Source organism: Aurantiacibacter suaedae (assembly GCF_005434915.1).
In the GTDB taxonomy this organism is placed as follows: Bacteria; Pseudomonadota; Alphaproteobacteria; order Sphingomonadales; family Sphingomonadaceae; genus Alteraurantiacibacter; species Alteraurantiacibacter suaedae.
Genome location: NZ_SKCG01000001.1, coordinates 511,429 through 533,543 on the forward strand (window position 1 = coordinate 511,429; position 22,115 = coordinate 533,543).

The 22,115-nt window shown below is 64.2% G+C and carries 17 protein-coding genes; 5 read left to right on the forward strand and 12 right to left on the reverse strand.

Features of this window, described 5'->3' with window-relative positions; all coding sequences use genetic code 11:
- Nucleotides 1–4: 4 nt before the first annotated feature.
- Entirely contained in the window at nucleotides 5–1,291 is a 1,287-nt protein-coding gene (locus E0473_RS02350) for a pyruvate dehydrogenase complex dihydrolipoamide acetyltransferase (protein ID WP_137679239.1), read from the reverse strand.
- A 156-nt stretch (nucleotides 1,292–1,447) separates the two neighbouring features.
- On the opposite strand from E0473_RS02350, the gene E0473_RS02355 reads away from it, so the two are divergent.
- The gene (locus E0473_RS02355) at nucleotides 1,448–1,897 is read left to right on the forward strand and encodes a universal stress protein (protein WP_137679240.1); all 450 of its coding nucleotides are present in this window, start codon (nucleotides 1,448–1,450) and stop codon (nucleotides 1,895–1,897) included.
- 21 nt (nucleotides 1,898–1,918) lie between these two features.
- Here E0473_RS02355 and rnr read toward each other — a convergent pair whose 3' ends face one another.
- Together rnr and E0473_RS02365 are read right to left on the reverse strand one after the other, a co-directional pair.
- On the reverse strand, nucleotides 1,919–4,219 hold the full coding sequence (rnr, locus tag E0473_RS02360; RefSeq protein ID WP_421721777.1) for a ribonuclease R: 2,301 nt from the start codon (nucleotides 4,217–4,219) through the stop codon (nucleotides 1,919–1,921).
- A 123-nt stretch (nucleotides 4,220–4,342) separates the two neighbouring features.
- Nucleotides 4,343–5,665 (reverse strand): M28 family peptidase, encoded by a 1,323-nt coding sequence (locus E0473_RS02365; RefSeq protein ID WP_137679241.1) that lies wholly within the window; start codon nucleotides 5,663–5,665, stop codon nucleotides 4,343–4,345.
- A gap of 112 nt (nucleotides 5,666–5,777) precedes the next feature.
- Here E0473_RS02365 and E0473_RS02370 point away from each other — a divergent pair, with 112 nt between their 5' ends.
- Nucleotides 5,778–7,799, forward strand: coding sequence for a M3 family metallopeptidase (locus tag E0473_RS02370; RefSeq protein WP_137679242.1), 2,022 nt, complete (start codon nucleotides 5,778–5,780; stop codon nucleotides 7,797–7,799).
- Nucleotides 7,800–7,844: 45 nt separating this feature from the next.
- On the opposite strand, the gene E0473_RS02375 is transcribed toward E0473_RS02370, so the two are convergent.
- From E0473_RS02375 to radA, 7 genes are all read right to left on the reverse strand, one after another.
- Entirely contained in the window at nucleotides 7,845–9,389 is a 1,545-nt protein-coding gene (locus E0473_RS02375) for an aminoacyl--tRNA ligase-related protein (protein WP_137679243.1), read from the reverse strand.
- Nucleotides 9,390–9,479: 90 nt separating this feature from the next.
- Nucleotides 9,480–10,037, reverse strand: a complete 558-nt coding sequence (gene phaR / locus E0473_RS02380) for a polyhydroxyalkanoate synthesis repressor PhaR (protein ID WP_137679244.1) — start codon at nucleotides 10,035–10,037, stop codon at nucleotides 9,480–9,482.
- Nucleotides 10,038–10,131: 94 nt separating this feature from the next.
- Entirely contained in the window at nucleotides 10,132–11,181 is a 1,050-nt protein-coding gene (gene alr / locus E0473_RS02385) for an alanine racemase (RefSeq protein ID WP_137679245.1), read from the reverse strand.
- Nucleotides 11,168–12,790 carry an MFS transporter gene (locus tag E0473_RS02390; protein WP_137679246.1) on the reverse strand — a complete coding sequence of 541 codons (1,623 nt, stop codon included), beginning with the start codon at nucleotides 12,788–12,790 and terminating at the stop codon, nucleotides 11,168–11,170. Before E0473_RS02390 ends, alr begins: the two co-directional genes overlap by 14 nt.
- Before the next feature lie 34 nt (nucleotides 12,791–12,824).
- Complete coding sequence (locus E0473_RS02395; RefSeq protein ID WP_170308110.1) at nucleotides 12,825–13,256, reverse strand: iron-sulfur cluster assembly scaffold protein; 432 nt, start codon at nucleotides 13,254–13,256, stop codon at nucleotides 12,825–12,827.
- Nucleotides 13,253–13,777 (reverse strand): CvpA family protein, encoded by a 525-nt coding sequence (locus E0473_RS02400; RefSeq protein WP_137679247.1) that lies wholly within the window; start codon nucleotides 13,775–13,777, stop codon nucleotides 13,253–13,255. The genes E0473_RS02395 and E0473_RS02400 overlap by 4 nt, the downstream gene beginning before the upstream one ends.
- Nucleotides 13,778–13,787: 10 nt before the next feature.
- Nucleotides 13,788–15,155 (reverse strand): DNA repair protein RadA, encoded by a 1,368-nt coding sequence (gene radA, locus E0473_RS02405; protein WP_137679248.1) that lies wholly within the window; start codon nucleotides 15,153–15,155, stop codon nucleotides 13,788–13,790.
- A gap of 78 nt (nucleotides 15,156–15,233) precedes the next feature.
- Here radA and E0473_RS02410 point away from each other — a divergent pair, with 78 nt between their 5' ends.
- Nucleotides 15,234–17,561 carry a patatin-like protein gene (locus E0473_RS02410; protein ID WP_137679249.1) on the forward strand — a complete coding sequence of 776 codons (2,328 nt, stop codon included), beginning with the start codon at nucleotides 15,234–15,236 and terminating at the stop codon, nucleotides 17,559–17,561.
- A 137-nt stretch (nucleotides 17,562–17,698) separates the two neighbouring features.
- Here E0473_RS02410 and dnaJ read toward each other — a convergent pair whose 3' ends face one another.
- Together dnaJ and dnaK are read right to left on the reverse strand one after the other, a co-directional pair.
- Entirely contained in the window at nucleotides 17,699–18,826 is a 1,128-nt protein-coding gene (dnaJ, locus tag E0473_RS02415; protein ID WP_137679250.1) for a molecular chaperone DnaJ, read from the reverse strand.
- A gap of 89 nt (nucleotides 18,827–18,915) precedes the next feature.
- Nucleotides 18,916–20,850, reverse strand: a complete 1,935-nt coding sequence (gene dnaK, locus E0473_RS02420; RefSeq protein WP_137679251.1) for a molecular chaperone DnaK — start codon at nucleotides 20,848–20,850, stop codon at nucleotides 18,916–18,918.
- Nucleotides 20,851–21,027: 177 nt separating this feature from the next.
- On the opposite strand from dnaK, the gene E0473_RS02425 reads away from it, so the two are divergent.
- Both E0473_RS02425 and E0473_RS02430 read left to right on the forward strand, forming a co-directional pair.
- Nucleotides 21,028–21,543: a copper chaperone PCu(A)C gene (locus E0473_RS02425; RefSeq protein ID WP_161981484.1), complete on the forward strand. Its 516-nt coding sequence runs from the start codon at nucleotides 21,028–21,030 to the stop codon at nucleotides 21,541–21,543.
- A gap of 8 nt (nucleotides 21,544–21,551) precedes the next feature.
- Complete coding sequence (locus E0473_RS02430) at nucleotides 21,552–22,046, forward strand: vgr related protein (protein ID WP_137679253.1); 495 nt, start codon at nucleotides 21,552–21,554, stop codon at nucleotides 22,044–22,046.
- Nucleotides 22,047–22,115: the final 69 nt, after the last annotated feature.

Here is a 22,115-nt window from a genome sequence, read left to right on the forward strand (position 1 = left end):
GCGATCAAGCCACCAGACCCAGCGGATTCTCAACCAGCTCCTTGAACACCTTCATCAGCTGCGCGCCGTCCGCACCGTCGATGGCGCGGTGGTCGAAGCTGCCGGTGGCGCTCATCACGGTAGCGACGCCCAGCGCATCGTCGACGATATAGGGGCGCTTTTCGCCCGCGCCGATGGCCATGATCATTGCCTGTGGGGGATTGATCACCGCCTCGAACTGCTTGATCCCGAACATGCCCATGTTCGAAAGGCTGGCGGTGCCGCCCTGATATTCCTCAGGCTGGAGCTTGCCTTCCTTCGCACGGGTGGCGAGATCTTTCATCTCGGTGCTGATCTTGCTCATTGCCTTGGCACCCGCATCCTTGATGATCGGAGTGATAAGGCCATTGGGGATCGAGACCGCCACCGAGATATCGGCGCGCTCGAACTTAAGCAGGCTGTCGCCCGCGAACTGCACGTTGCATACCGGCACCGCTTCGAGCGACTTGGCAAGCGCTTTGATCAGCATGTCGTTGACCGAGAGCTTCACGCCCTGCGGTTCGAGCGCCTGGTTCAGCTCGCCGCGCAGCTTGAGCAGCTTGTCGAGCTGAATGTCCACGGTGAGATAGATGTGCGGAACGGTCTGCTTGCTCTCGGTGAGGCGACGCGCAATCGTCTTGCGCATGTTGGAGAGCTTTTCGACCTCGTGCGGGATGCCGAAATCTTGCGCGGCCGCGGGGGCCGGCGTGGGCGCAGGAGAAGCAGCCGGTGCGGAGGCCGCCGGGGCCGCAGCTTCGCCCGGCTTCGCGTTCTCGACGTCAGCCTTCACAATGCGGCCGTTGGGGCCGGAGCCCTTCACGTTCGCCAGATCGACGCCCTTCTGCTCGGCAATACGGCGCGCCAGCGGCGAGGCGATTAGTCGATCACCTGACGGAGCAGGAGCCGAGGCCGGCGCTGGTGCGGCGGCAGGTGCTGGCGAGGGGGCGGGAGCCTCTTCGGCGGAGGGGGCGGGCGTTGGAGCGGGTGCGGCAGAGCCATCACCCATCGGCTCGACCGAACCGGCATCCTCGCCTTCTTCGGCGAGCGTGGCGATGATCGTGCCGACCTTCACACCCTCGGCACCTTCATCCACCTGGATATGGGCAATCACGCCCTCATCCACGGCTTCGAATTCCATCGTCGCCTTGTCAGTTTCGATTTCGGCCATGATGTCACCGGCGGAGACGCTGTCACCCACCTTCACTAGCCATTTGGCAAGCGTCCCTTCTTCCATCGTGGGCGAAAGGGCGGGCATCTTGATCGCAATCGGCATGGTCTTGAGCGTTTCCCTGCTGGATTTGGTCGCTGTCCCCCTCTGGCCAATTTGCGCCCGCCAAGCAAGGGGCAGAGCCGGTCAGCACCATCGCATCTTGCACAAACACCGATTTGGTTCGATATTCGCTGACAGGGGAGCGAGAGAACCACTACCATGCGCGTCTATCTGGCAATCGTCGATGAAACCGAAGAATCGCGAGTATCACTGCACTTTGCGGCGCGACGCGCGGCGAAGACGGGCGGCCTCGTGCAAATCCTCGCGCTCGTACCCAAACAGGGTTTTAACGCCTTTGGCGGGGTGCAAGCGACGATCGAGGAAGAAGCGCGCGACCGGGCCGAGGTGCTGGCTTCCAGCGCGGCGGGCGAACTGATGGACGAGATGGGCAAGATGCCGCAGATCGCCGTGCGCGTAAACGAGGAAGGCGTGATTTCGGACTACCTATCCGAGCATCCCGAGATCGCCGCGCTGGTGCTGGGCGCGGCGGCGGAAGGCCCTCCCGGACCGCTGGTCACGCACTTCACCGCGAAATCGGGCAGCCTGCCCTGCCCGCTGTTCATCGTGCCCGGCGGAATGAGTGCCGAGGATCTTGAACGGCTGAGCTGAGCGGGCGCTCCGCCCGCGAAGTCACTTTTTCTTGCCGCGCCCCTGATGCCGGATATTGCCCGGCCGCCCGCGCTGGCCGACCTGGTGCTTTCCCTGCTTATCACGCTTGGGCCGCACCTTCTTTTCGGGCCGCTTGCCGCGCGGCTCGACCCGCTTGCCGCCATAGCCGCCCTCCGGCAGCTCGAACTTGAGCGCGCCAGTCAGCGGATTGGCTTCGGCCAGCCGCAGTTCGAGCATGTCGCCCACGGCATAGACTGTGCCGCTGCCCTCGCCGACCAGCCGGTGGCCGCCTTCGTCGTGCGAGAAATATTCGCGGCCTAGTGTCGATACCGGCACCAGCCCGTCCCCGCCAAGATCGACGATGGTGGCGAAGAAGCCGAACTTCTGCACGCCCGTGATCCGGGTGCGGAACACCTCGCCGACCTTGCCTGACAACCATGCCGCGACATAACGGTCGATAGTGTCGCGCTCGGCTTCCATCGCGCGGCGCTCGGTCTGCGAGATGGCGTCGGTGATCTTCGAAAGATCGGTGCGGTCCTGCTCGGCAAGGCCCGATTTGTCGGGGATCGCGCCTTTGGGTGCAGGCTGCTCGAGGCCGAAGGTATCGACCAGCGCGCGGTGGACCAACAGGTCGGAATAGCGGCGGATCGGTGAGGTGAAGTGGGCGTAGGAGCCGAGCGCGAGACCGAAATGGCCGGCGTTCTTCGGGCCGTAATAGGCCTGGGTCTGGCTGCGCAGCACGGCCTCCATCACCAGCGCCTTTTCGCCCGGATCGGAAATGTCCTTGAGCATCCGGTTGAACAGGCCCGGCGTAATCACCTGCCCCAGCGCGAGCTTCTTGCCGATGCTATCGAAATAGTCGCGCAGGGCGATCAGCTTGTCACGGGTAGGTGCCTCGTGGACGCGGTAAACCACTGGCGAGGCCTTGCTTTCCAGCGCCTTGGCGGCGGCAACGTTGGCCGAGATCATGAAGTCCTCGACCACCCGGTGCGCATCGAGCCGCTCGCGCACGGCGATATCGGCAATGCGGCCTTTCTCGTCGAGCACTACACGACGCTCGGGCAAGTCAAGTTCGAGCGGATCACGCACATCGCGCGCCGCCGCGAGCAGCTTCCACGCGGCCCACAGGTGCTGAAGGTTCTCACCCGCCTTGCCCTCGTCAATTCGCGCCTGAGCGTCTTCGTAAGCGATCACCTCGGAAATGCGCACCAGGGCGCGGGTGAAGCGCCAGTCGGTAATCTTGCCGTCAGCGCCGATCGTCAGGTGGCACACCATCGAAGCGCGATCCACGCCCTCCTTGAGCGAACATACGTCAGCCGAGAGCACCTCGGGCAGCATCGGCACCACCCGGTCGGGGAAATAGACCGAGTTGCCGCGCTTCCTCGCCTCGCGGTCCAGCTCGCCGCCGGGGCGGACATAAAACGACACGTCGGCGATCGCGACCACGGCGCGGAAGCCGCCCTTATCGTCGGGCTCGGCCCATATCGCATCGTCGTGGTCGCGCGCGTCGCCGGGGTCGATGGCGACGATGGGCAAGTGCCGCAGGTCTTCGCGCTTGTCCTCGCTGAGCGGGATCTTGGCCGCCGCCTGCGCCTCAGCCAGCGTCTCCTCGGGGAAAATGTTCGGGATGCCGTGCTTGTGGATCGCGATCAGCGAATAGCTGCGCGGCGCGAGCGGATCGCCCAGCACCTCGACCACCTTCGCCGTAGAGCGCGCGCCGCGCCCGACCGGCTCGGCCAGCACCAGTTGGCCCTCTTCGGCCTCGCCACGATCCGAAACACGCGTGGAATTGCGGATGCGCTTGTCCACCGGCGCGAGCCAGACACCGCCCGCGTTGTCTAGCTCGATCACCCCGAGCAGCGAATCCTCGCGCGCGGGCAGCTTCTTCATCGGGTGCGCGACCATTCCGCGTCCCGCCTCCTCGGTGCGCGCCAGCACCCGGTCGCCCTTGCGCAGCGCGGCGAAGCGGCCCTTTTTCTCCAGCACCCGCAAGCGCGGCGGCGGCGCGCTATCGTCTGGCTGCCAGGTGTCGGGAATGGCGATGGCCTCGCCGCCCTCGATATCGACCACGCGCAGCACCGTCACCTTGGGCACACCGCCCATGCGGTGATAGGCGCTCTTCTTGCCGTCGATCAGGCCTTCTTCGGCCATATCCTTGAGCAGTGCCTTGAGCAGGATCTTGTCTTGCGCGGTCAGGCGGAAGTGCTTGGCAATCTCGCGCTTGCCCACCGGCACTTCGGACGAGCGGATAAATTCCATGACCTGCTCCTTGCTGGGCAGGCCGGCGCGGCGCTTGAAGGGCTTCTTGTTCACATCAAATATCCGTTCGGGCTGAGCTTTTCGAAGCCCACGTGGGTGTCTTTGTGACCGCTGTGAAGGAAGGGCGGCCCTTCGACAAGGCTCTCCTGAGCCTGTCGAAGGGCTCAGGGCGAGCGGAAAGCGAGATTACTGTTCCACCGGCAGCGGCGCGAACTGACCGCCCGGCACCGCGCTGGAGACCGGGCTTTCCGCACCGTCTGCCGAGACCGCGCTTACGCCGAAGATCCAGTCATCGCCTCGGTCTGGTGCGAGCACCACGGAATTGAGGTCGGCTGCCGGGTCAGCGGGAAGGTCCATCCGCCATTGCCAGTCGCGCTGGTCAGTCGCGCGGCGCCAGATGCGATAGAGCGCCGCCCCCGCCACCGGCTCCCATTCGAGCAGCACGTCGGGCCGCACCAGCCCGTCAGCCGTCACCACCGGCGGCATCGGCGCTCGGGCCAGCCGGTCGGCGGCGCGGATATTGAGGTCGGTGACGCGGGCGAGATAGGGAAAGTCCATTTCGTCAACGGTGTCGCCATAGGTCACGCCGTTTTCCGCCCGCACATCCTGATGCTGGTGTTCGTAATCTTCGATGGCGACCGTGAAGCGCACGGCGGGAAAGCCCAGCGCGAGGAACGGCAGGTGATCGCCGCCGCGCCCCATGCGGTCAGCGCGAAAAACCTGCCGCACGTCGAGGCCACCCACGAAATCATCCGCCAGCCCGTCCAGCCAGCGCGACACGTTGCGGCTGGGGCTGTCGTCCTGCCCTCCGAGCGAGCGCATCCGGGCCGCGTCCTGCTCGCTGGCATCGGCGCGCAACCCTTCCGAGAACACCCGCACATGGGCATTGTCGCAGACCCCGTCCGATCCGCAGGAACCGCCGACGATATCGTTGTTGAACGCCGCCTTCACCATCCATCCCTGCTCTTTCGCGTAGTCGGCCAGCAGCTGCCCGCCATAAAGCCCCTGTTCCTCGCCCGAGAGCAGCGCATAGACGATGGTGCCGGGGTATCGCTGCTGACTCAGCACCCGCGCCGCCTCCAGCACCAAAGCGCTGCCGCTGGCGTTGTCGTTGGCGCCGGGCGCATCGCTGACCGCGTCCATCACGTCGGAGGCGCGGCTGTCGATATGGCCCATGATGATCACGACCTCACCGGGCCGCTCGCTGCCGCGCTGGATCGCCACCACGTCGCGGATGAGCACGCCATCGGGGATGCGCCTGCCGGTGAAAACCCGCTCCGGCTCTAAGATTTCGAGGCAGCCGCCGCAGGCCGCGCTGGCCTCCTCGAACTGCGCCCTTCCCCAGCGCCGGGCCGCGCCGATCCCACGCGTTTCGCCGTCCGGGTCGGACAGCGTGTGGCGCGTGCCGAAGCTTACCATGGTTTCGACATCGCTGAGCAGGCGCTCTTGCGAGACCTGCCCCATGGCCGGAGCCGCCAGCAAAGCCGCCAGCAAAGCGAAATAGCGCATCGGTCGATAGCCTCCTGAAAACCCCGGTGCCGCAGGCCTCCCACACTTGACGGGCCTGGGCAAGGTTTCCATTGCAACCGTATTCGCGCTTTTCACCAGATCGGGGCCCACTATGAAGTCTGCCGTCATGACCCTAGCCATTGCCACCACCTCCCTCACCGCCCCTGCCAGCGCGAGCGAAACGCGCGCGATCATGGGCAGCGTCCTCACCGCCGCCACCGATCCGGCTCAGATTGAGGCCAAGTGCGATCACTATATGGCGGCGATCGAAGCCCGCCGCGCCGCGCTGGAACAGGGCACCGCGCCCGCTTCGGTCGAAACGACGCTGGTCGCCTATGATCAGATGAAGGCGCTGATCAATGCCGGGCAAGGTGAGTTCACACTCTACCAGCAGGTGATGGCCACGAGCGAACTGCGCAATGCCGGTGCCGAGTGCCAGGTGCGCCTCTCCACCATCGACAGCGAGCTGAACCTGTCGCGGCCGATCTACGACAAGCTTGCTGCGATCCCCGCTGAAAGTGCGGACGAACTGGCGCGTGCGCTGCTGGACGATGTGCTCGCCGCCTATCAGCGCGCTGGCGTAGCGCTTGACGATGCAGGCCGCGCGCGGGCGCAGGCGATCAACGAGGAGCTGTCGCAGATCTCGACCGAATTCGCGCGCAACATCGCCGAGGACCAGCGCACAATCACCGCCACGCCCGAGGAGCTGGAGGGCCTGCCCGCCGACTTCCTCGCCGCGCACCCGGCGGGCGGGGACGGCCTCGTCACACTCACCACCGCCTACCCCGACTATCGCCCGGTCATGCGCTATGCCAACAGTGACGAGTTGCGCCGCCGCTTCTCTGAGGTCTATGCCCAGCGCGCTTACCCGCAGAACGATCCACTGCTCAAGCGGATGTTCACCCTGCGGCAGGAGCTGGCCGAGCTGCTCGGCCGGCCCAACTATGCGGCGCTCGTGCTTGAGGATAAGATGCTCGACACGCCCGAGAAGGTCGAAACGCTGATTGCCAATATGGCCGCCATCGCCCGCCCGGTGGCCGAGCGCGATTATGCCCGCAACGTCGAAGTGTTGCAGCAGTATCGCCCCGGCGCGGAGGAAATTCGCTATTGGGAAAGCGGTTGGCTGGCTCCTAAAGCGCAGGAGTATTTCTATTCCTACGATCCGCAGCAAGCGCGCCAGTATTTCACATATGATCTGGTTCGCGACGGGGTGCTCAAGCTGACCGAAGATCTGTTCGGCGTCACCATCTCGCACTGGGATACGCCCGTCTGGCACGAGGACGTAGAGACCTATGAGATGGCCGACGCCGATGGCACTGTGATCGGGCGGTTCTACTTCGACAACCATCCGCGCCCGGGCAAATATACCCACGCCAACATGATCCCGATCTATCCGGGTGTGCCAGGCGACGCGGACCAGGTGCCGGTCGGCGCGCTGGTGCAGAACCTGCCCAAGGGGATGCACGACACCGGCCTGATGGAGCATGGCGACGTCACCACCCTGCTGCACGAGTTCGGCCATATGCTCCACGGCATGTTCGGCGGTACGCAGCAGTGGTTCGGCCAAGCGGGCATTTCCACCGAGTGGGACTTTGTCGAGGCTCCGTCGCAGATGCTGGAGAACTGGGTCTACGACTACGACACGCTGGCGACCTTCGCCCGCAATGCCGAGGGCAAAACGATCCCGCGCGAGCTGGTCGATAAGATGAACGCGGCGCGCTACTTCAATGAAGGGCTCGGCGACATGGGGCAGCTCGGCTACACCAATGTCTCGCTGCAGTTCCACATGCAGCCGGTGCCGGAGGATCTGGGCGCGGCGACGCGCGGCTGGACGAATGAATATGCGATGATCCCGATGCCGGACTACGTCCAGTTCCAAGACGCGTTCAGCCACCTCGATGGCTATTCGGCGATCTATTATACCTACCGCTGGTCGAAGGTGATCGCGGACGATCTGTTCACCCGCTTCACCGCCGAGGGCCTGCGCAATCCGCAGACGGCGGCTGACTATCGCCGCGCGGTGCTCGATCAGGGCGGCACGAAGCCTGCCGCTGAGCTGGTGCGCGATTTTCTTGGGCGCGACGTGAGTTTGGACGCCTATCGTGAGGAACTGGCGAAGGGGCTGGTGGACTAACCCTACCCGTCCCCGCTCGCCCTGAGCGGGCCTTGTTGGCTGGCCTTAGTAAGCCCGTGCCACCAGCACCCGCTCGACCGCCGGTTCGCCGGTGAAGATGCAGGTGCCGTCCGCGGCCTCTGCATCACGCGGCACGTTGCGTAAGGTGAGCTTCAGCGCCTTCAACTGTTCGACCACCGTCTTGAGCGCTGCGCCGGTCGGCTTCGCCCACTGCACTTCGAGCCAGCCCGGATAGACCACATTGTCGGCAAAGTGTGCGGCGACTTCGTCCATCGAGGTCACGCCGCGGGTGATGTTCGCATCGCGCCGCGCGGCCGCTTCCGCATAGAGCGCGCTCTGGATCTCGGCCAGCAGCCCAGCGGCCCCGGCGACAAAATCCTCACGCTGGGGATAGGTAAACGCACTCTTGCCCGTTTCCATGTTCCAGATCGCATCACGCCGCAGCACGGCGAGCTTGCCGCCCTCCATATCGCGCGAGCCAACCTCGATGATCACCGGCGCGCCCTTGCGGACCCAGTCCCACCGCTTGGCCGCCGCCTTGCCCGGACGCTTGTCGAGCAACACACGCACAGGCTCACCCAGCGCCGAAAGCCCGGCCAGCGCCGCGCGCACTTCCTCACAATAGGCGAGCAGCGGCTCGTCCTCGGGCTTGTCGCGCAGCATCGGCAGGATCACGATCTGCTGCGGCGCGATCTTCGGCGGCACGCGCAGGCCATCGTCGTCGCCGTGGGTCATGATGACACCGCCCACAAGCCGGGTGGAAACGCCCCAGCTGGTGGTGTGGCACAGCGTCTCGGTGCCCTCGCGATCCTGATACTTGATGCCCGCAGCATGGGCGAAATTTGTGCCGAGATAGTGGCTGGTGCCCGCTTGCAGCGCCTTGCCGTCCTGCATCATCGCCTCGATCGACCAGGTCTCGACCGCGCCGGGGAAACGCTCGTTCTCAGGCTTTTCGCCCGCGACCACTGGCATCGCCAAATCGTCCTCGGCGCAGGCACGGTACATTTCGAGCGCACGATGCGTTTCGGTCAGCGCATCCTCGCGGCCCTCATGCGCGGTATGGCCCTCCTGCCACAGGAACTCGCTGGTGCGCAGAAACATGCGCGTGCGCATTTCCCAGCGCACCACGTTGGCCCACTGGTTGGTGAGCATCGGCAGGTCGCGCCAGCTCTGAATCCAGCGCGCCATCGCATCGCCTATGATCGTTTCCGAAGTCGGGCGTACCACCAGCGGTTCTTCGAGCTTGGCCGCGGGATCGGGGATCAGCCCACCCTTGCCATCAGAAATCAGGCGATGGTGTGTGACCACCGCCATTTCCTTGGCAAAGCCCTCGACGTGCTCGGCCTCACGGGTGAAGTTCGCCAGTGGAATGAAGATCGGGAAATAGCAGTTCTGGACGCCCGCGGCCTTGATCCGGTCGTCCATCAGGCGCTGGATGCGCTCCCAGATGCCGTAGCCCCAGGGCTTGATCACCATGCACCCGCGCACGCCCGATTCCTCGGCCATGTCGGCAGCGGAAATGACCTCTTGATACCAGGCCGCAAAGTCGTCTTCGCGCTTGGTGTTAAGGGCGTGGCGAATGGCTGACATATCTGAAAAGTCCCGCAGGCTGGGTGAGAATCAATCCCGCCCCCATGGCGAGGAAGCCTCGCCAAGTCGAGTGCCTGCGTGACGCGCCGCCTATTCGCCCAGCTTGTCGAGCTTGGCCTGCATTGCCGCCATCTGCGCCTTCAGCGCATCAAGATCATCGTCCGAGGCATCGGCGTCGGCGGGCTTTTCTTCACCCGGCTTGGGCATAAAGGCGCGCGTAGCGGCTTCGAACATGGCTATGTTGTTCTCGGCCAGCTTGGCGAAGGCCTGCGGGCCCACGCTGGCGCTGAAGGTTTCCTGCAGCTTGGCCTGATTGGCGCGGAAGGTCTCCATCGAGGCCTCCAGATAGCTCGGCATCATCGCCTGCATCGAGTTGCCATACATCCCGATCAACTGGCGCAGGAAGCTCACGGGAAGCATATGCTGCTCGCCCTGGCTTTCCTCGTCCATGATGATCTGGGTGAGAATCGAATGGGTGATGTCGGAGCCCGTCTTGGCATCGAGCACCTGAAAATCGACACCGTTGCGCGTCATCTTGGCCAGATCGTCAAGCGTGATGTAGCTCGACGACTTGGTGTTGTAGAGCCGCCGGTTGGCGTACTTCTTGATGATGATCGTGTCATCGGCGGTATTCGATTCATCTGCCATCGGGCGACAATCCTTTTAGCGACCTGCATCCCATTGTGCGGCGCACCAGCTTTAGCACTTGCAGCATGAGGCTGGCAATTGTGCAGCTATATTTTTAGCGTGCAAAACGATCGCCAAGCAGAGTCAGCAATTCGTATTGCGACAGGCCGGTGGTTTTGGCCGCCGCCACAAGGTTATACGGCAAGTCGCAGAAGTCGCCCTCGGCAAGGTCGGGAATGTCGGTGCAATCGGCCACGATCATGTCCATCGAGACCCGCCCGATGATCTTAAGCGTGCGCCCCTCGTGCGACAGTGCCCCGCCCTCGCCCCAGCAGCGCAGAATGCCGTCGGCATAACCGAGCGACAGCGTGGCCGTACGCATGGGGTGCGGCGCGCGGAACGCGGCGTTATAACCGATAAGCCCGCCTTGAGGCACCGAACGGACCTGCATTACCATCGCTTGCAGATAGGCTACCTGCGCCAGATCGCCCGCCAGCGCCGCGCAGGGCACCCCGCCATAGAGCGCAAGACCGGGACGGGTGAGATCGAAATGGAACCCGCTGCCGAGCGCAATCCCGGCGCTGTTGGCGAGGCTCGCACGGCGAGCCGTGACCCCGGCGCGTACCTCTTCGAACAGGGCGAGTTGCCGCGCGCTCTGGTCGGTGTCGTCTTCGGCTGAGGCAAGGTGCGACAGGACAATATCGATATCGAGCGCGCCGATGGCTGGGCCACCGATCTCGGATGGCGGAAGGCCGAGCCGGTTCATGCCGGTATCGATCATCAAATGGCACGCGCCGCCGCCCGCCTCGCGCCAAAGCGCCGCCTGACGCAGCGAGTTAATCACCGGACGCACTCCGGTCGCAACAGCGTAAGCCGCATCGGCAGGCGTGTTCACCCCGTGCAGCACGGCGATCTGCTCGGGCAAAGCGCCCGCCGCCAGCACCGGTGCGACCTCGCTCCAATGCGCAACGAAGAACTGCCGCGCGCCCTCATCCAGCAATGTCGGCACAACCTTCGCCACGCCCAGCCCGTAGGCATCGGCCTTCACGGCCGCGCCCGCTGCCGCCCTGCCAGACAGGCGGTCAAGCGCGCGCCAGTTGGCGGCCAGCGCCTCATAGTCGACTTTCAGGCGAAGGGTGGCGGGCGGTGGTTCAGGAATGGTCATCGGCAAAGTCACGCGGTGGGCCGCCCTTAAGGCCCCACAGGGCAACCAGCAATCCGAAACCCACCACCGCAATCGTATACCACAGCCCGGCATAGGCGTTGCCCGTGGTGGCAACGATATAGGCGGCGATCAACGGCAGGAAACCGCCGAGATAGCCCGCGCCGATATGGTAGGGTATCGAAAGCGAGGAATAGCGGATCTGGGGCGGAAACATCTCCGTAAGCACCGCGGCCACCGATCCGAAGGTCAACGCCGAAAGCGCGCCAAGCCCGAGCAGGAGCACAGCAATGGCGAGCAGGTTGGCAAGCGGCGGGGTCTGTACCGCAAAGCTATAGCCCCGTGCCTCGAGCGCTGCCTGCACCGACGCCTTGCGCGTGGCTTCATCCGCCATGGCGATCTGCGGCTCCTCGCCGCCGATAGCGATCCGTGCCGCGCCATTGGGATCGCGCACATCGTAGCTGACGCCGAGCGAGGTCAGGTCGGCCAGCAGGCGGCCACACTCGGTCTCCTGCCGGTCGGAGAAGGGATCGTAGGTACAGCCTTCGCCCATCACCACCACCGGCGCCGCGCGCGCGGAACTGGCAAGCCCGGGATTGGCCAGAGCGCCAAGCCCCCAGTAAAACGGGAAAAGCAGCACCAGCGTCAGCGCCGCGCCGAGCACGATCGGCAATTTGCGCCCCACCCTGTCCGACCATTTGCCGACCAGCACATAGAACGCCATCGAGACCAGCCCTGTGGCCAGCATCAGCAGCTCCACGACGCTTTCGTCCAGACGCATCGGCCCCCGCAGAAACGACATCGAGGAGAAATAGGCCGTATACCAGACCGTGGTTAGAATGCCTGTGACGCCGAACAGCGCCACGAAGATACGCTTGTGATTTCCGGGATAGGTGAATGACTGGACAAACGGATTGCCCGAAATCTCGCCTGCGGCCTTCATCTCTTCGAACACCGGGCTTTCCGACAGCTTGAGGCGCATCCACAAGGAAATTGCCAGTAGCGCCAGCGAGAGGATGAACGGCAGGCGCCACCCCCATGCCGCGAAGTCGTCAGCCGGGATCAGGAAGCGGCACAGGATCACGACCAGGATCGACAACACGAAGCCGCCGACCACGGAGGCCTGAATAAAGCTGGTGTACAGCCCGCGCTTGTCGGGCGGCGCATGTTCAGCGACATAGACCGCCGCACCGCCATATTCGCCGCCCAGCGCCAGCCCTTGCGCAATGCGCAGCAGCAAGACGATGGCCGGCGCGGCAAGCCCGATGCTGTCGGCACTCGGCACCAGGCCCACCCCGGCGGTTGCGATGCCCATCAGGGTGACCGTCACGAGAAATGTGTATTTGCGCCCGAGCCGGTCACCAAGAAAGCCGAACAGGATCGCCCCAAGCGGGCGGAAACCGAAGCCCACGGCAAACCCGGCCCACACCAGCAAGGTCGACAGCGTCTCATTGTCGGAGGGGAAGAAGGCCTTGCCGATCAGAGCCGCAAGCGTGCCGTAGATGAAGAAATCGTACCACTCGAACACGGTCCCGGCGCTCGAAGCGGCGATGACCATGCGAATTTCACTCTTGCTCGGCTCATGATGCGCGGCAGCGGCGCTGATAGCCATCGGATTCCCCTCTTTTCCCTGTCCTCAGGCAGGCTTAGCGCGCACCGGGGCGAGGAGAAAGGGCTGCCATCGCCGCTTTCCAGGGAAGCAGCATTGCACCATGGCGCGCCGGATAGGCCTGAGCTGGCGCGATCAGAGCAATATCAGGCCAGTCGGGCATCGGCGCCTCGTCGTCCAGCCAGGCCGAAAAGCGGTCAGCAACAGCGACAATGTCTGCCTCGCTGCGCCCCGCCGCATGACGCACGAACACAGCTGCCGAAGCCTGCCCCACCGCGCAGGCGCGCACGGTCAGGCCGATGCGATCAATAGTGCTATCCTTCGCCAGCGACAGGTCAATGGCAAGGGTGGAGCCGCAGGTTGGCGAGCGCGCCTCGCCCCGCAGCAGCGCGTTTTCGAGCGGCGGGTATTGCACCAGTTCCAGCGTAGCGGCGAGCAGGTCGGGGGTGTAGAGCTTCGCCGCGCTCACAGGTCTGTCTCGGCTTCGCCGTCTGTCAGGCGCGCGCGCCGCTCGGCGATGATCTCCACCAGCGCCTTGGATGAAGCATCGACGAATTGGTAACTACGCGCCTCGATCAGCCAAAGCGGCCTCCCCTTGGTGCCCCAAACCATATCGTAGCCAAGCACCAGCAGCGAAAAGGCGATGACCGTGATCACCACGCCTTTCAGGCCGCCGAATCCGAAACCCAGCACCCGATCAAGCGGGCCAAGCACCGATGCGCGCGATCTCTTCCCCAGCCAGTTGGCGCTGAACTTTATCACCACGAGCGGCACCAGCAGCAGCAGGGCAAAGGCGAGAATCGCAGAGGTGGTGGGCGAGCCAATAAAGGCATAGATCGCTGCGGTGAGGTCAGGGTGGAGGAAATGGATCGCAAGGATCGCCGCCGCCCATGCACCAAGCGACAGCACTTCCTGAACGAAGCCGCGCAGGAAGCCACCGATCGCGCAGAGCCCCACGATCACCAGAACAATTATGTCGAACCCGACCATCGGCTGAAATCTAGGCCGCGCCCACCACCCGGTCAACGAGCGCGTTGACACTGGCGATTGCGCCATAGGCGAGCGTACTCTTTCCGCGCCCGGTCATTTCAGGCCCGGTGGCGCGGCGGAAACCCAGTTTCTCCGCTTCTTTCAAGCGCAAGGCGCCGTGAGCAACAGGGCGCACGTCGCCCGAAAGCGAAAGCTCGCCTAACCACAGGCTGTCGGCGGCGAGCGGCTTGTCGGCCAGCGCGGAGACAAGCGCGGCGGCCACGGCAAGATCGGCCGCCGGATCGGTGAGCCGGTAGCCACCCGCCACGTTCAGATAGACCTCGGCGGTGGAGAAGCTCAGCCCGCAGCGCGATTCGAGCACCGCCAGCAGCATCGCCAGTCGCCCCGAATCCCAGCCCACCACTGCGCGCCGGGGCGTAGCGCCCGATTGGAGCCGCACGATCAGTGCCTGAATCTCGACCAGCACCGGTCGCGTGCCCTCTATCGCAGGGAACACCGCACTGCCCGCAATCGCTTCCTCTCGGCCAGACAGGAACAGCGTAGAGGGATTGGCGACCTCGGCCAGCCCCTCGCTCTCCATCGCGAACACACCGATCTCGTCGACCGCGCCGAAGCGGTTCTTCAGGCATCTGAGGATGCGGTACTGATGGCTGCGCTCACCCTCGAAGCTCATCACGGTATCGACCATGTGTTCGAGAACACGCGGCCCGGCGATGGAGCCGTCCTTCGTCACATGGCCCACCAGCACGAGGCAACAGCCCTGCTCCTTGGCATAGCGGATCAGCTCAAATGCCGAGGCGCGAACCTGGCTGACGGTGCCAGGCGCGCCCTCGATCTGGTCCGAATGCATGGTCTGGATCGAATCGACGATCAGCAGCTGCGGCGGCGCGCCATGCCCCAGCGTAGTGAGAATATCGCGCACCGAGGTCGCCGCCGCGAGCCGCAGCGGGCTGTCCGAAACGCCGAGGCGCGAGGCGCGCATCCGGATCTGCCCGGTCGCTTCTTCGCCGCTGATATAGACGACTTCTCCGCCTGCCTTGGCAATCCGCGCAGCGGCTTGCAGCAGCAGCGTCGACTTGCCGATGCCCGGCTCGCCGCCCATCAGGATTGCGCTGCCGGGAACGATCCCGCCGCCCAGCGCCCGGTCGAATTCGGCGAGCCCGGTGGTCCGGCGCTCCAAAGGCGCGGTCGGCGCGTCGAGCGTTTCGAAGAGGATCGTGCGCCCGCCGCCCGAAAGATCGTGCCGGGCGGCAAACTTCGTCTCGCCCACTTCTTCCACCAGCGTGTTCCACTCGGCGCAATCGGGGCACTGGCCCTGCCAGCGCGTCGACACACTGCCGCATTCGGAACACACATAACGCTTCTTCGGCTTTGCCATGTGCATTCGCTAACCGGAACGAAAGCGGAACGCAAGCACTCCTAGCCAATTCCCGCACCATCTGGCAGGTACCGTGTCATGCGGCAGAAAGAACTGCGGATCGCGCTGGTATGCTATGGCGGGGTGAGCCTCGCAGTTTACATGCACGGCGTTACGAAAGAGCTGTGGAAGCTCGCCCGCGCCAGTGGCGCCTATCATGGGCACGAGCCCGCATCTGGCCCGGTCGAGGCCGTGTGGCAGCGCTGGTTCGGCCATATCGAGAGCGAGTACGGCCTTCGGCTGAGGGTACTGCCCGATATTCTCACCGGGGCCAGCGCAGGCGGGATCAATGCGGTGTTTCTCGCCCAGGCGATCCATTCGGGCCAAAGCCTCGAACCGCTGACCGAGCTGTGGCTCGAAAATGCCGATGTGGAGGAGCTGATCGCGCCCGAGGCGCGCCCGTGGTCGAAGGCGGCCAAGTTCTGGTTCATGCCCGCCGTGCTCTATATGCTGCGCCAACCCGACAGCGCGGTGAGCGAAAGCGTCGCCCCGGAGACGCGGGCAGAGGTGCGGCGCAAGGTTTCGCATCTGGTGCGCGGCCGCTGGTTTGCCCCGCCCTTCTCCGGCCCGCATTTCTCGCGCCTGATTAACGATGCACTGGCGGCGATGGCGGCAGCTCCGGCAAGCAAACCGCTGCTTCCGCCCGGCCATCCGATTGACCTGGTGGTGACCGCAACCGACTTTCGCGGCCACCGCGAGCTGCTGCGCATGAACAGCCCGCCGGTGGTCGAGGAAAGCGAACATCGAATGCCGATCGGGTTCCGCAAGCGCACCCCATCGGCACCAGGGCATAACCTTGCCGAGCGCTGCGAGCTGACCTTCGCGGCCCGGGCCACCGCGAGCTTCCCCGGCGCTTTTCCCCCGCTGCGTCTAGCCGAGATCGATGCCATGGTGGAGGACACCGCAGGCGAGCGTGGCTGGCCCGGACGCGAAGCCTTCCTGCGCCGGGTCATGCCCAGCCACCTCGATCAGGGCACCAGCGAAGAAGTCTCTTTAATCGACGGTTCGGTGCTGGTGAATGCGCCGTTCCGCAGCGCGATCAATGCCCTTCCGGCCCGCCCGGCACAGCGCGAGGTCGATCGCCGCATCGCCTATATCGATCCGCGCCCTGACCGCGTGAGGGCGCTGCAAAACGACATTGCGCAGCCGGTTGGGTTCTTTTCCGCCATCTTCGGTTCGCTTTCCACGATCCCCCGCGAGCAGCCGATCCGCGACAATCTCGAACACCTCGAACGCCAGTCGCGCGAGGCGGCGCGGTTGCGGCACATGGTGCATACGCTCCGCCCCGAGATCGAGGCGGTGGTCGACAGGCTGTTCGGCCGCACGCTGTTTCTCGACCGGCCCACGCCCAAGCGGCTCGCCAGCTGGCGCGCCAAGGCGCAGCAAGCGGCTGCCGAACAGGCCGGCTATGCTTTCCAGTCCTACGCCCAGGCCAAGATGGCGCTGGTGGTTGAACAGCTCGCGCGCCTGCTCAGCGCAGGGCTTGGCGAGCCGGGGAGCAACGATATCGAGGACCTGAACGCCCGGATACGCAACGAGCTGGAGCGCAGGGGCCTTGCGTCTTTAGCGGCGGAGAAGGGCACGGGCGCATCGCAAGACGCGATCACCTTTCTGCGCTCGCATGATCTCGCCTTCCGCATTCGCCGCCTGCGGCTGATCGCCCGGCGGCTGTCGCGCGATTGGGAAGCGGACCCGGAGTTTGAAGATGACGGGCTCGAAGAAGCACGCGACGCGGTTTACCGCGCGCTATCGCTTTATTTCGAGCACGAGAGCGCCGAAACACTCGGGCCGGGCTTTGCCGCAATCGCCGAAAAGGCAATGGATGATCCGGGCGAAGCGCTCGACTGGCTCGCCACCGCACGCGACCTTCCAGCCACAGACCTTGCCGCCGAACAGATCCTGGCCGATGCGCTGGAGGCGATGTCGCCCAACCTGCGTCGCCGCGTGCTGATGGCCTATCTCGGCTTCCCGTTCTACGATGTCGCGACCCTGCCGCTGCTGCGCAACGAAGGGTTGACCGAATTCGACCCCGTAAAGGTCGACCGGATCAGCCCCGAAGACGCACGCTCGATCCGCCCTGGCGGCACCAGCGCGACGCTGCGGGGGATCGAATTCTTCAACTTCGGTGGCTTCTTCAGCCGCGCCTATCGCGAGAACGACTATATGTGGGGCCGCCTTCACGGAGCCGAACGAATGGTCGACCTCGTCTGCTCCACCCTCCCCGAGGGGCTTGCGACAGACGAGATCACTCGTTTCAAGCGCGAACTGTTCCTGGCCATCTGTGACGAGGAAATCGAGCGGGGGCTGTGCGATGCCAAGCTGGTGGAGGGTCTGCGCGCCGAGATCGAGGCAGGCTTGCCCAACTGATCTTGCCCATATCTGTTCGTGCTGATGAGGGTGAAAGCGCAGTCAGAGCCCGTCTCGAAGCGCCGCGGAAGCGCTTCGAGACGGCACACTTCAACCTGCGGATTCAACGCCCCCTCAGGGCGAACGGAAACTTTAGGCTAACTTGAAAACGCATCCTTCAATCGGTCGAAGAACCCTCGACTTTCCGGACATTCCTCCCCGGTCTCGGTCTCGCGGAACTCGGCCAGCAGTTCTTTCTGGCGCCCTGTCAGCTTCGTCGGCGTTTCAACGACAACCTCGACAACGAGATCGCCGCGACCGCGACCCTGAAGCACCGGCATCCCCGCGCCGCGTTTGCGCAGCTGATGGCCCGACTGGATGCCTGCCGGAATGTCGATCTCGTGCGACTTTCCGTCGAGCCCGGGAATTTCGATAGTGTCGCCAAGCGCCGCGGCGGTGAAGCTGATCGGCACGCGCGTGGCAAGCGTCGTGCCCTCGCGCTGGAACACCGGGTGCTGCTGCACGTGAATGAAGATATAAAGGTCGCCGGCAGGCGAACCATGGGGCCCCGCCTCGCCCTTGCCGGTGAGGCGGATACGCGTGCCATTGTCGACCCCCGGCGGGATTTCCACCGTCAGCTTGCTGAGCTTGTCGACCCGGCCTTCGCCGCGGCAATCTGCACAGGGGCTTTCGAGAACCTCGCCGCGCCCGTGGCACGCGGGGCATGGCCGTTCGATCACGAACAGGCCCTGCTGCGCGCGCACCTTGCCGTGGCCGCCGCAAGTGCCGCAGCGCTTCGCCGAAGTGCCGGGCGTCGCGCCGGTTCCCTCGCAGGTGTCGCACGAAGCAGCGACTTCGACTTCTATCTCCGAATTCTTGCCATGAAATGCATCGTCGAGCGAGATCTGCATGTCATAACGCAGGTCGGCACCGCGACGAGGGCGTGCGCGCCCGGCACCGCCACCGAAGGCGCTGCCGAAAATGGTCTCGAAAATATCGCCAAGGTCGCCGAAATCGGCGTGCTGGCCGCCGCCGCGCCCGCCAGCCATGCCCTGCGTGAACGCTTCGTGGCCATACTGGTCGTAAGCCGCGCGTTTCTGCGGGTCTTTCAGGCAATCGTAGGCGACGCTGATCGCCTTGAACCGGGCCTCGCTATCGGCGCAGCCGGGATTGCGATCCGGATGATACTTCATCGCGAGCTTGCGATAGGCGGACTTGATCGTCGCGCCGTCCGCGGTCCGCTCGACGCCGAGCAGCTCGTAAAAATCAACTTCTGTAGAGGACATTCAGCTTCTCCGTAAAAGTCCGGGCCGCGCCGCGCCATGCGCAGCGAAAGCTGCGGCAGCGGCAACGGCCCGGATTTTCAATCGGGGGCTCAGCCCTTCTTTTCGTCGTCCACTTCGGAGAACTCGGCGTCGACCACCTCGTCGTCCGCAGACTCACCTTCCGCAGCAGCCGCTGCCGCATCGGCCTGGGCAGCACCGGCATTGGCCTGCTCGGCCTCGTAGATCTGCTGGCCCATCTTCATGGCAACATCGGTCAGCGCCTGGCTCTTGGCCTTCATCGCCTCGAGATCATCACCTTCGAGCGCGGTCTTGGCTTCCGCCACGGCCGCTTCGATCTGCGACTTGAGACCAGCATCGACCTTGTCGCCATGCTCTTCGAGCTGCTTCTCGGTCGCGTGGATGAGGCTGTCGGTGTTGTTGCGCACCTCGGCGGATTCGCGCCGCTTCTTGTCCTCGTCAGCGAACTTTTCGGCATCCTGCACCATCTGTTCGATGTCGGAATCCGAAAGGCCGCCCGAGGCCTGAATGCGGATCTGCTGTTCCTTGCCGGTGCCCTTGTCCTTCGCGCTGACGTTCACGATGCCGTTGGCGTCGATATCGAAGGTCACTTCCACCTGCGGCACACCGCGCGGAGCGGGCGGAATGCCGACGAGGTCGAACTGGCCGAGCAGCTTGTTGTCCGCCGCCATCTCGCGCTCGCCCTGGAACACGCGGATCGTCACCGCCTGCTGATTGTCCTCAGCGGTCGAGTAAACCTGCGCCTTCTTGGTCGGGATCGTGGTGTTGCGGTCGATCATGCGGGTGAACACACCGCCCAGCGTCTCGATGCCGAGCGACAGCGGGGTCACGTCGAGCAGGAGCACGTCCTTCACGTCGCCCTGAAGCACGCCAGCCTGAATGGCGGCGCCCATGGCCACGACTTCGTCGGGGTTCACGCCGGTGTGCGGCTTGGAGCCGAAGAAATCTTCGACGACTTCGCGCACCTTGGGCATCCGGGTCATACCGCCGACGAGGATCACCTCATCGACCTGATCCTTCGAAACACCAGCGTCTTCCATCGCCTTCTTGCACGGCGCGAGAGTGCGCTTGATCAGGTCGCCGACGAGCTGCTCGAGCTTCGAACGGGTCAGCGTCTCGACCAGGTGCAGCGGGGTGGACGAGCCACCTTCCATGCGCGCGGTGATGAAGGGCAGATTGACTTCGGTCGACTGCGAGCTGGAAAGCTCGATCTTGGCCTTTTCAGCGGCTTCCTTCAGGCGCTGCAGCGCGAGCTTGTCCGAACGGAGATCCATGTTCTCCTTCTTCTTGAACTCGTCGGCCAGATATTCGACCAGCGCGTTGTCGAAGTCTTCACCACCGAGGAAGGTGTCGCCGTTGGTCGACTTCACTTCGAACACGCCGTCGCCAATCTCGAGGATCGAGATGTCGAAGGTGCCACCGCCAAGGTCATAGACGGCGATGGTCTTGCCGTCGTCTTTGTCCATGCCATAGGCAAGCGCGGCAGAAGTCGGCTCGTTGATGATGCGCTCGACTTCGAGGCCCGCAATTTGCCCGGCGTCCTTGGTCGCCTGACGCTGCGCGTCGTTGAAGTAGGCGGGCACGGTGATCACAGCCTTGGTGACGGTCTCACCGAGATAGCTTTCGGCGGTTTCCTTCATCTTCTGCAGGATGAAGGCCGAAATCTGCGAGGGCGAATAGTCTTCGCCGCCAGCATTCACCCAGGCATCGCCGTTCTTGCCCGAGACGATGTTGTAGGGGACGAGGTCCATGTCCTTCTTGGTGGTGGGATCCTCGAACCGGCGGCCGATCAGCCGCTTGATCGCGAACAGAGTGTTGTCGGGGTTGGTCACCGCCTGGCGCTTGGCCGGCTGGCCGATCAGACGCTCACCATCCTTGGTGAAGGCCACGATCGACGGCGTGGTGCGTGCGCCTTCGGAATTCTCGATAACCTTGGGCTTGCCCCCTTCCATCACCGCTACGCAGCTGTTGGTCGTGCCAAGGTCGATGCCGATAATCTTGCTCATATTTCCCGTTCTCTTCCTTCAGGTCTGACGCTGCGCTTTCGGGTCCCCCGCAAGGCGGCAAGTCCGCTTCGGCAGCTCGTTAAAAGGTGTGTTGCGAAGCGCGATATAGGCGCGCTTTTGCTTGGCACAAGGGAGGTGCGTGACTAGAAAGCCGACCTGTCTCAGATGAGGAATGCCATGACCAACAAGACCTTCGCCGCTACGCTCGCCGCCATCACCCTCGCGCTGGGTACGGCCGCCTGTTCGGGCAGCGGCGACGATGTTGCCGAAACCACCTCGCCCGAGGCGCCAGCAGGAATTTCGGTGACCGATGGCCGCATGTCGCTTCCCGCAGTGAAGGGCAATCCGGCGGCGATCTACTTCACGATCCGCAATGTCAGCGAGAAGCCGGTGACGATCCGCGCGGTCGATGTGGCAGGAGCGGCCAGCGCGCAGCTCCACGAGACCAGCGAATGGAACAAGCAAATGGATATGCAGGAGCTGTTTCAGCTCCCGATCGAAGCGGGCGCCGAAGTCGCGTTCGAGCCGGGCGGCAAGCACGTGATGGCCTTCGACCTCAGCGACGACCTTGCTCCCGGAGGCGAAACGGAGGTGACGCTGATATTCGTCAACGGTGACAAGGTGAGCTTCCCGGCCAAGCTGATGGCACCGGGCATGGCCGACATGGACCATTCTGCGATGGAAGGCATGTAATTCAAACGATGCAGGCAGCGCCGCTCCCCTGCCCTGTCGGCGGCGAACGGCCGCTGACCCCCGGGGAGGTGGCGCTTACCAAGTCGGTTTTCGCTGATGCGATAGATACGGCGCGGGTGACGATCCGGCGGCGCAAATTCTTCCCGTTTCAACCGCGCAAGGTAACAATGGCACCGCGCGGCCATCTCCACTTTCACCCGCTCGGCAACGTCTATTGCGACGACTTTGGCTCAGCCTCGCTCGCGCGGCAGGCCCTGTTCATTCATGAGATGACCCATGTCTGGCAGAGCCAGACCAAGGGGGAATGGTATCTGGTGCTCAACCGCCACCCGTGGTGCCGATACGACTATACGATCAAGCCAGGATGGAAGCTTGATCGCTATGGCATCGAGCAGCAGGCAATGATTGTGCAACACGCCTTTATGCTGCGCGAAGGCGGGAAGGTGCCCGGCGCACCAGCTTTGGAAATTTATCGCGCTATATTGCCATTCGCCATGGCATGATAATCACCGCGACAAAGCGCGCGTCGGTCGAAAAGCTCCAGAACAAAGAAGGCCCGGCGACAACTGAAT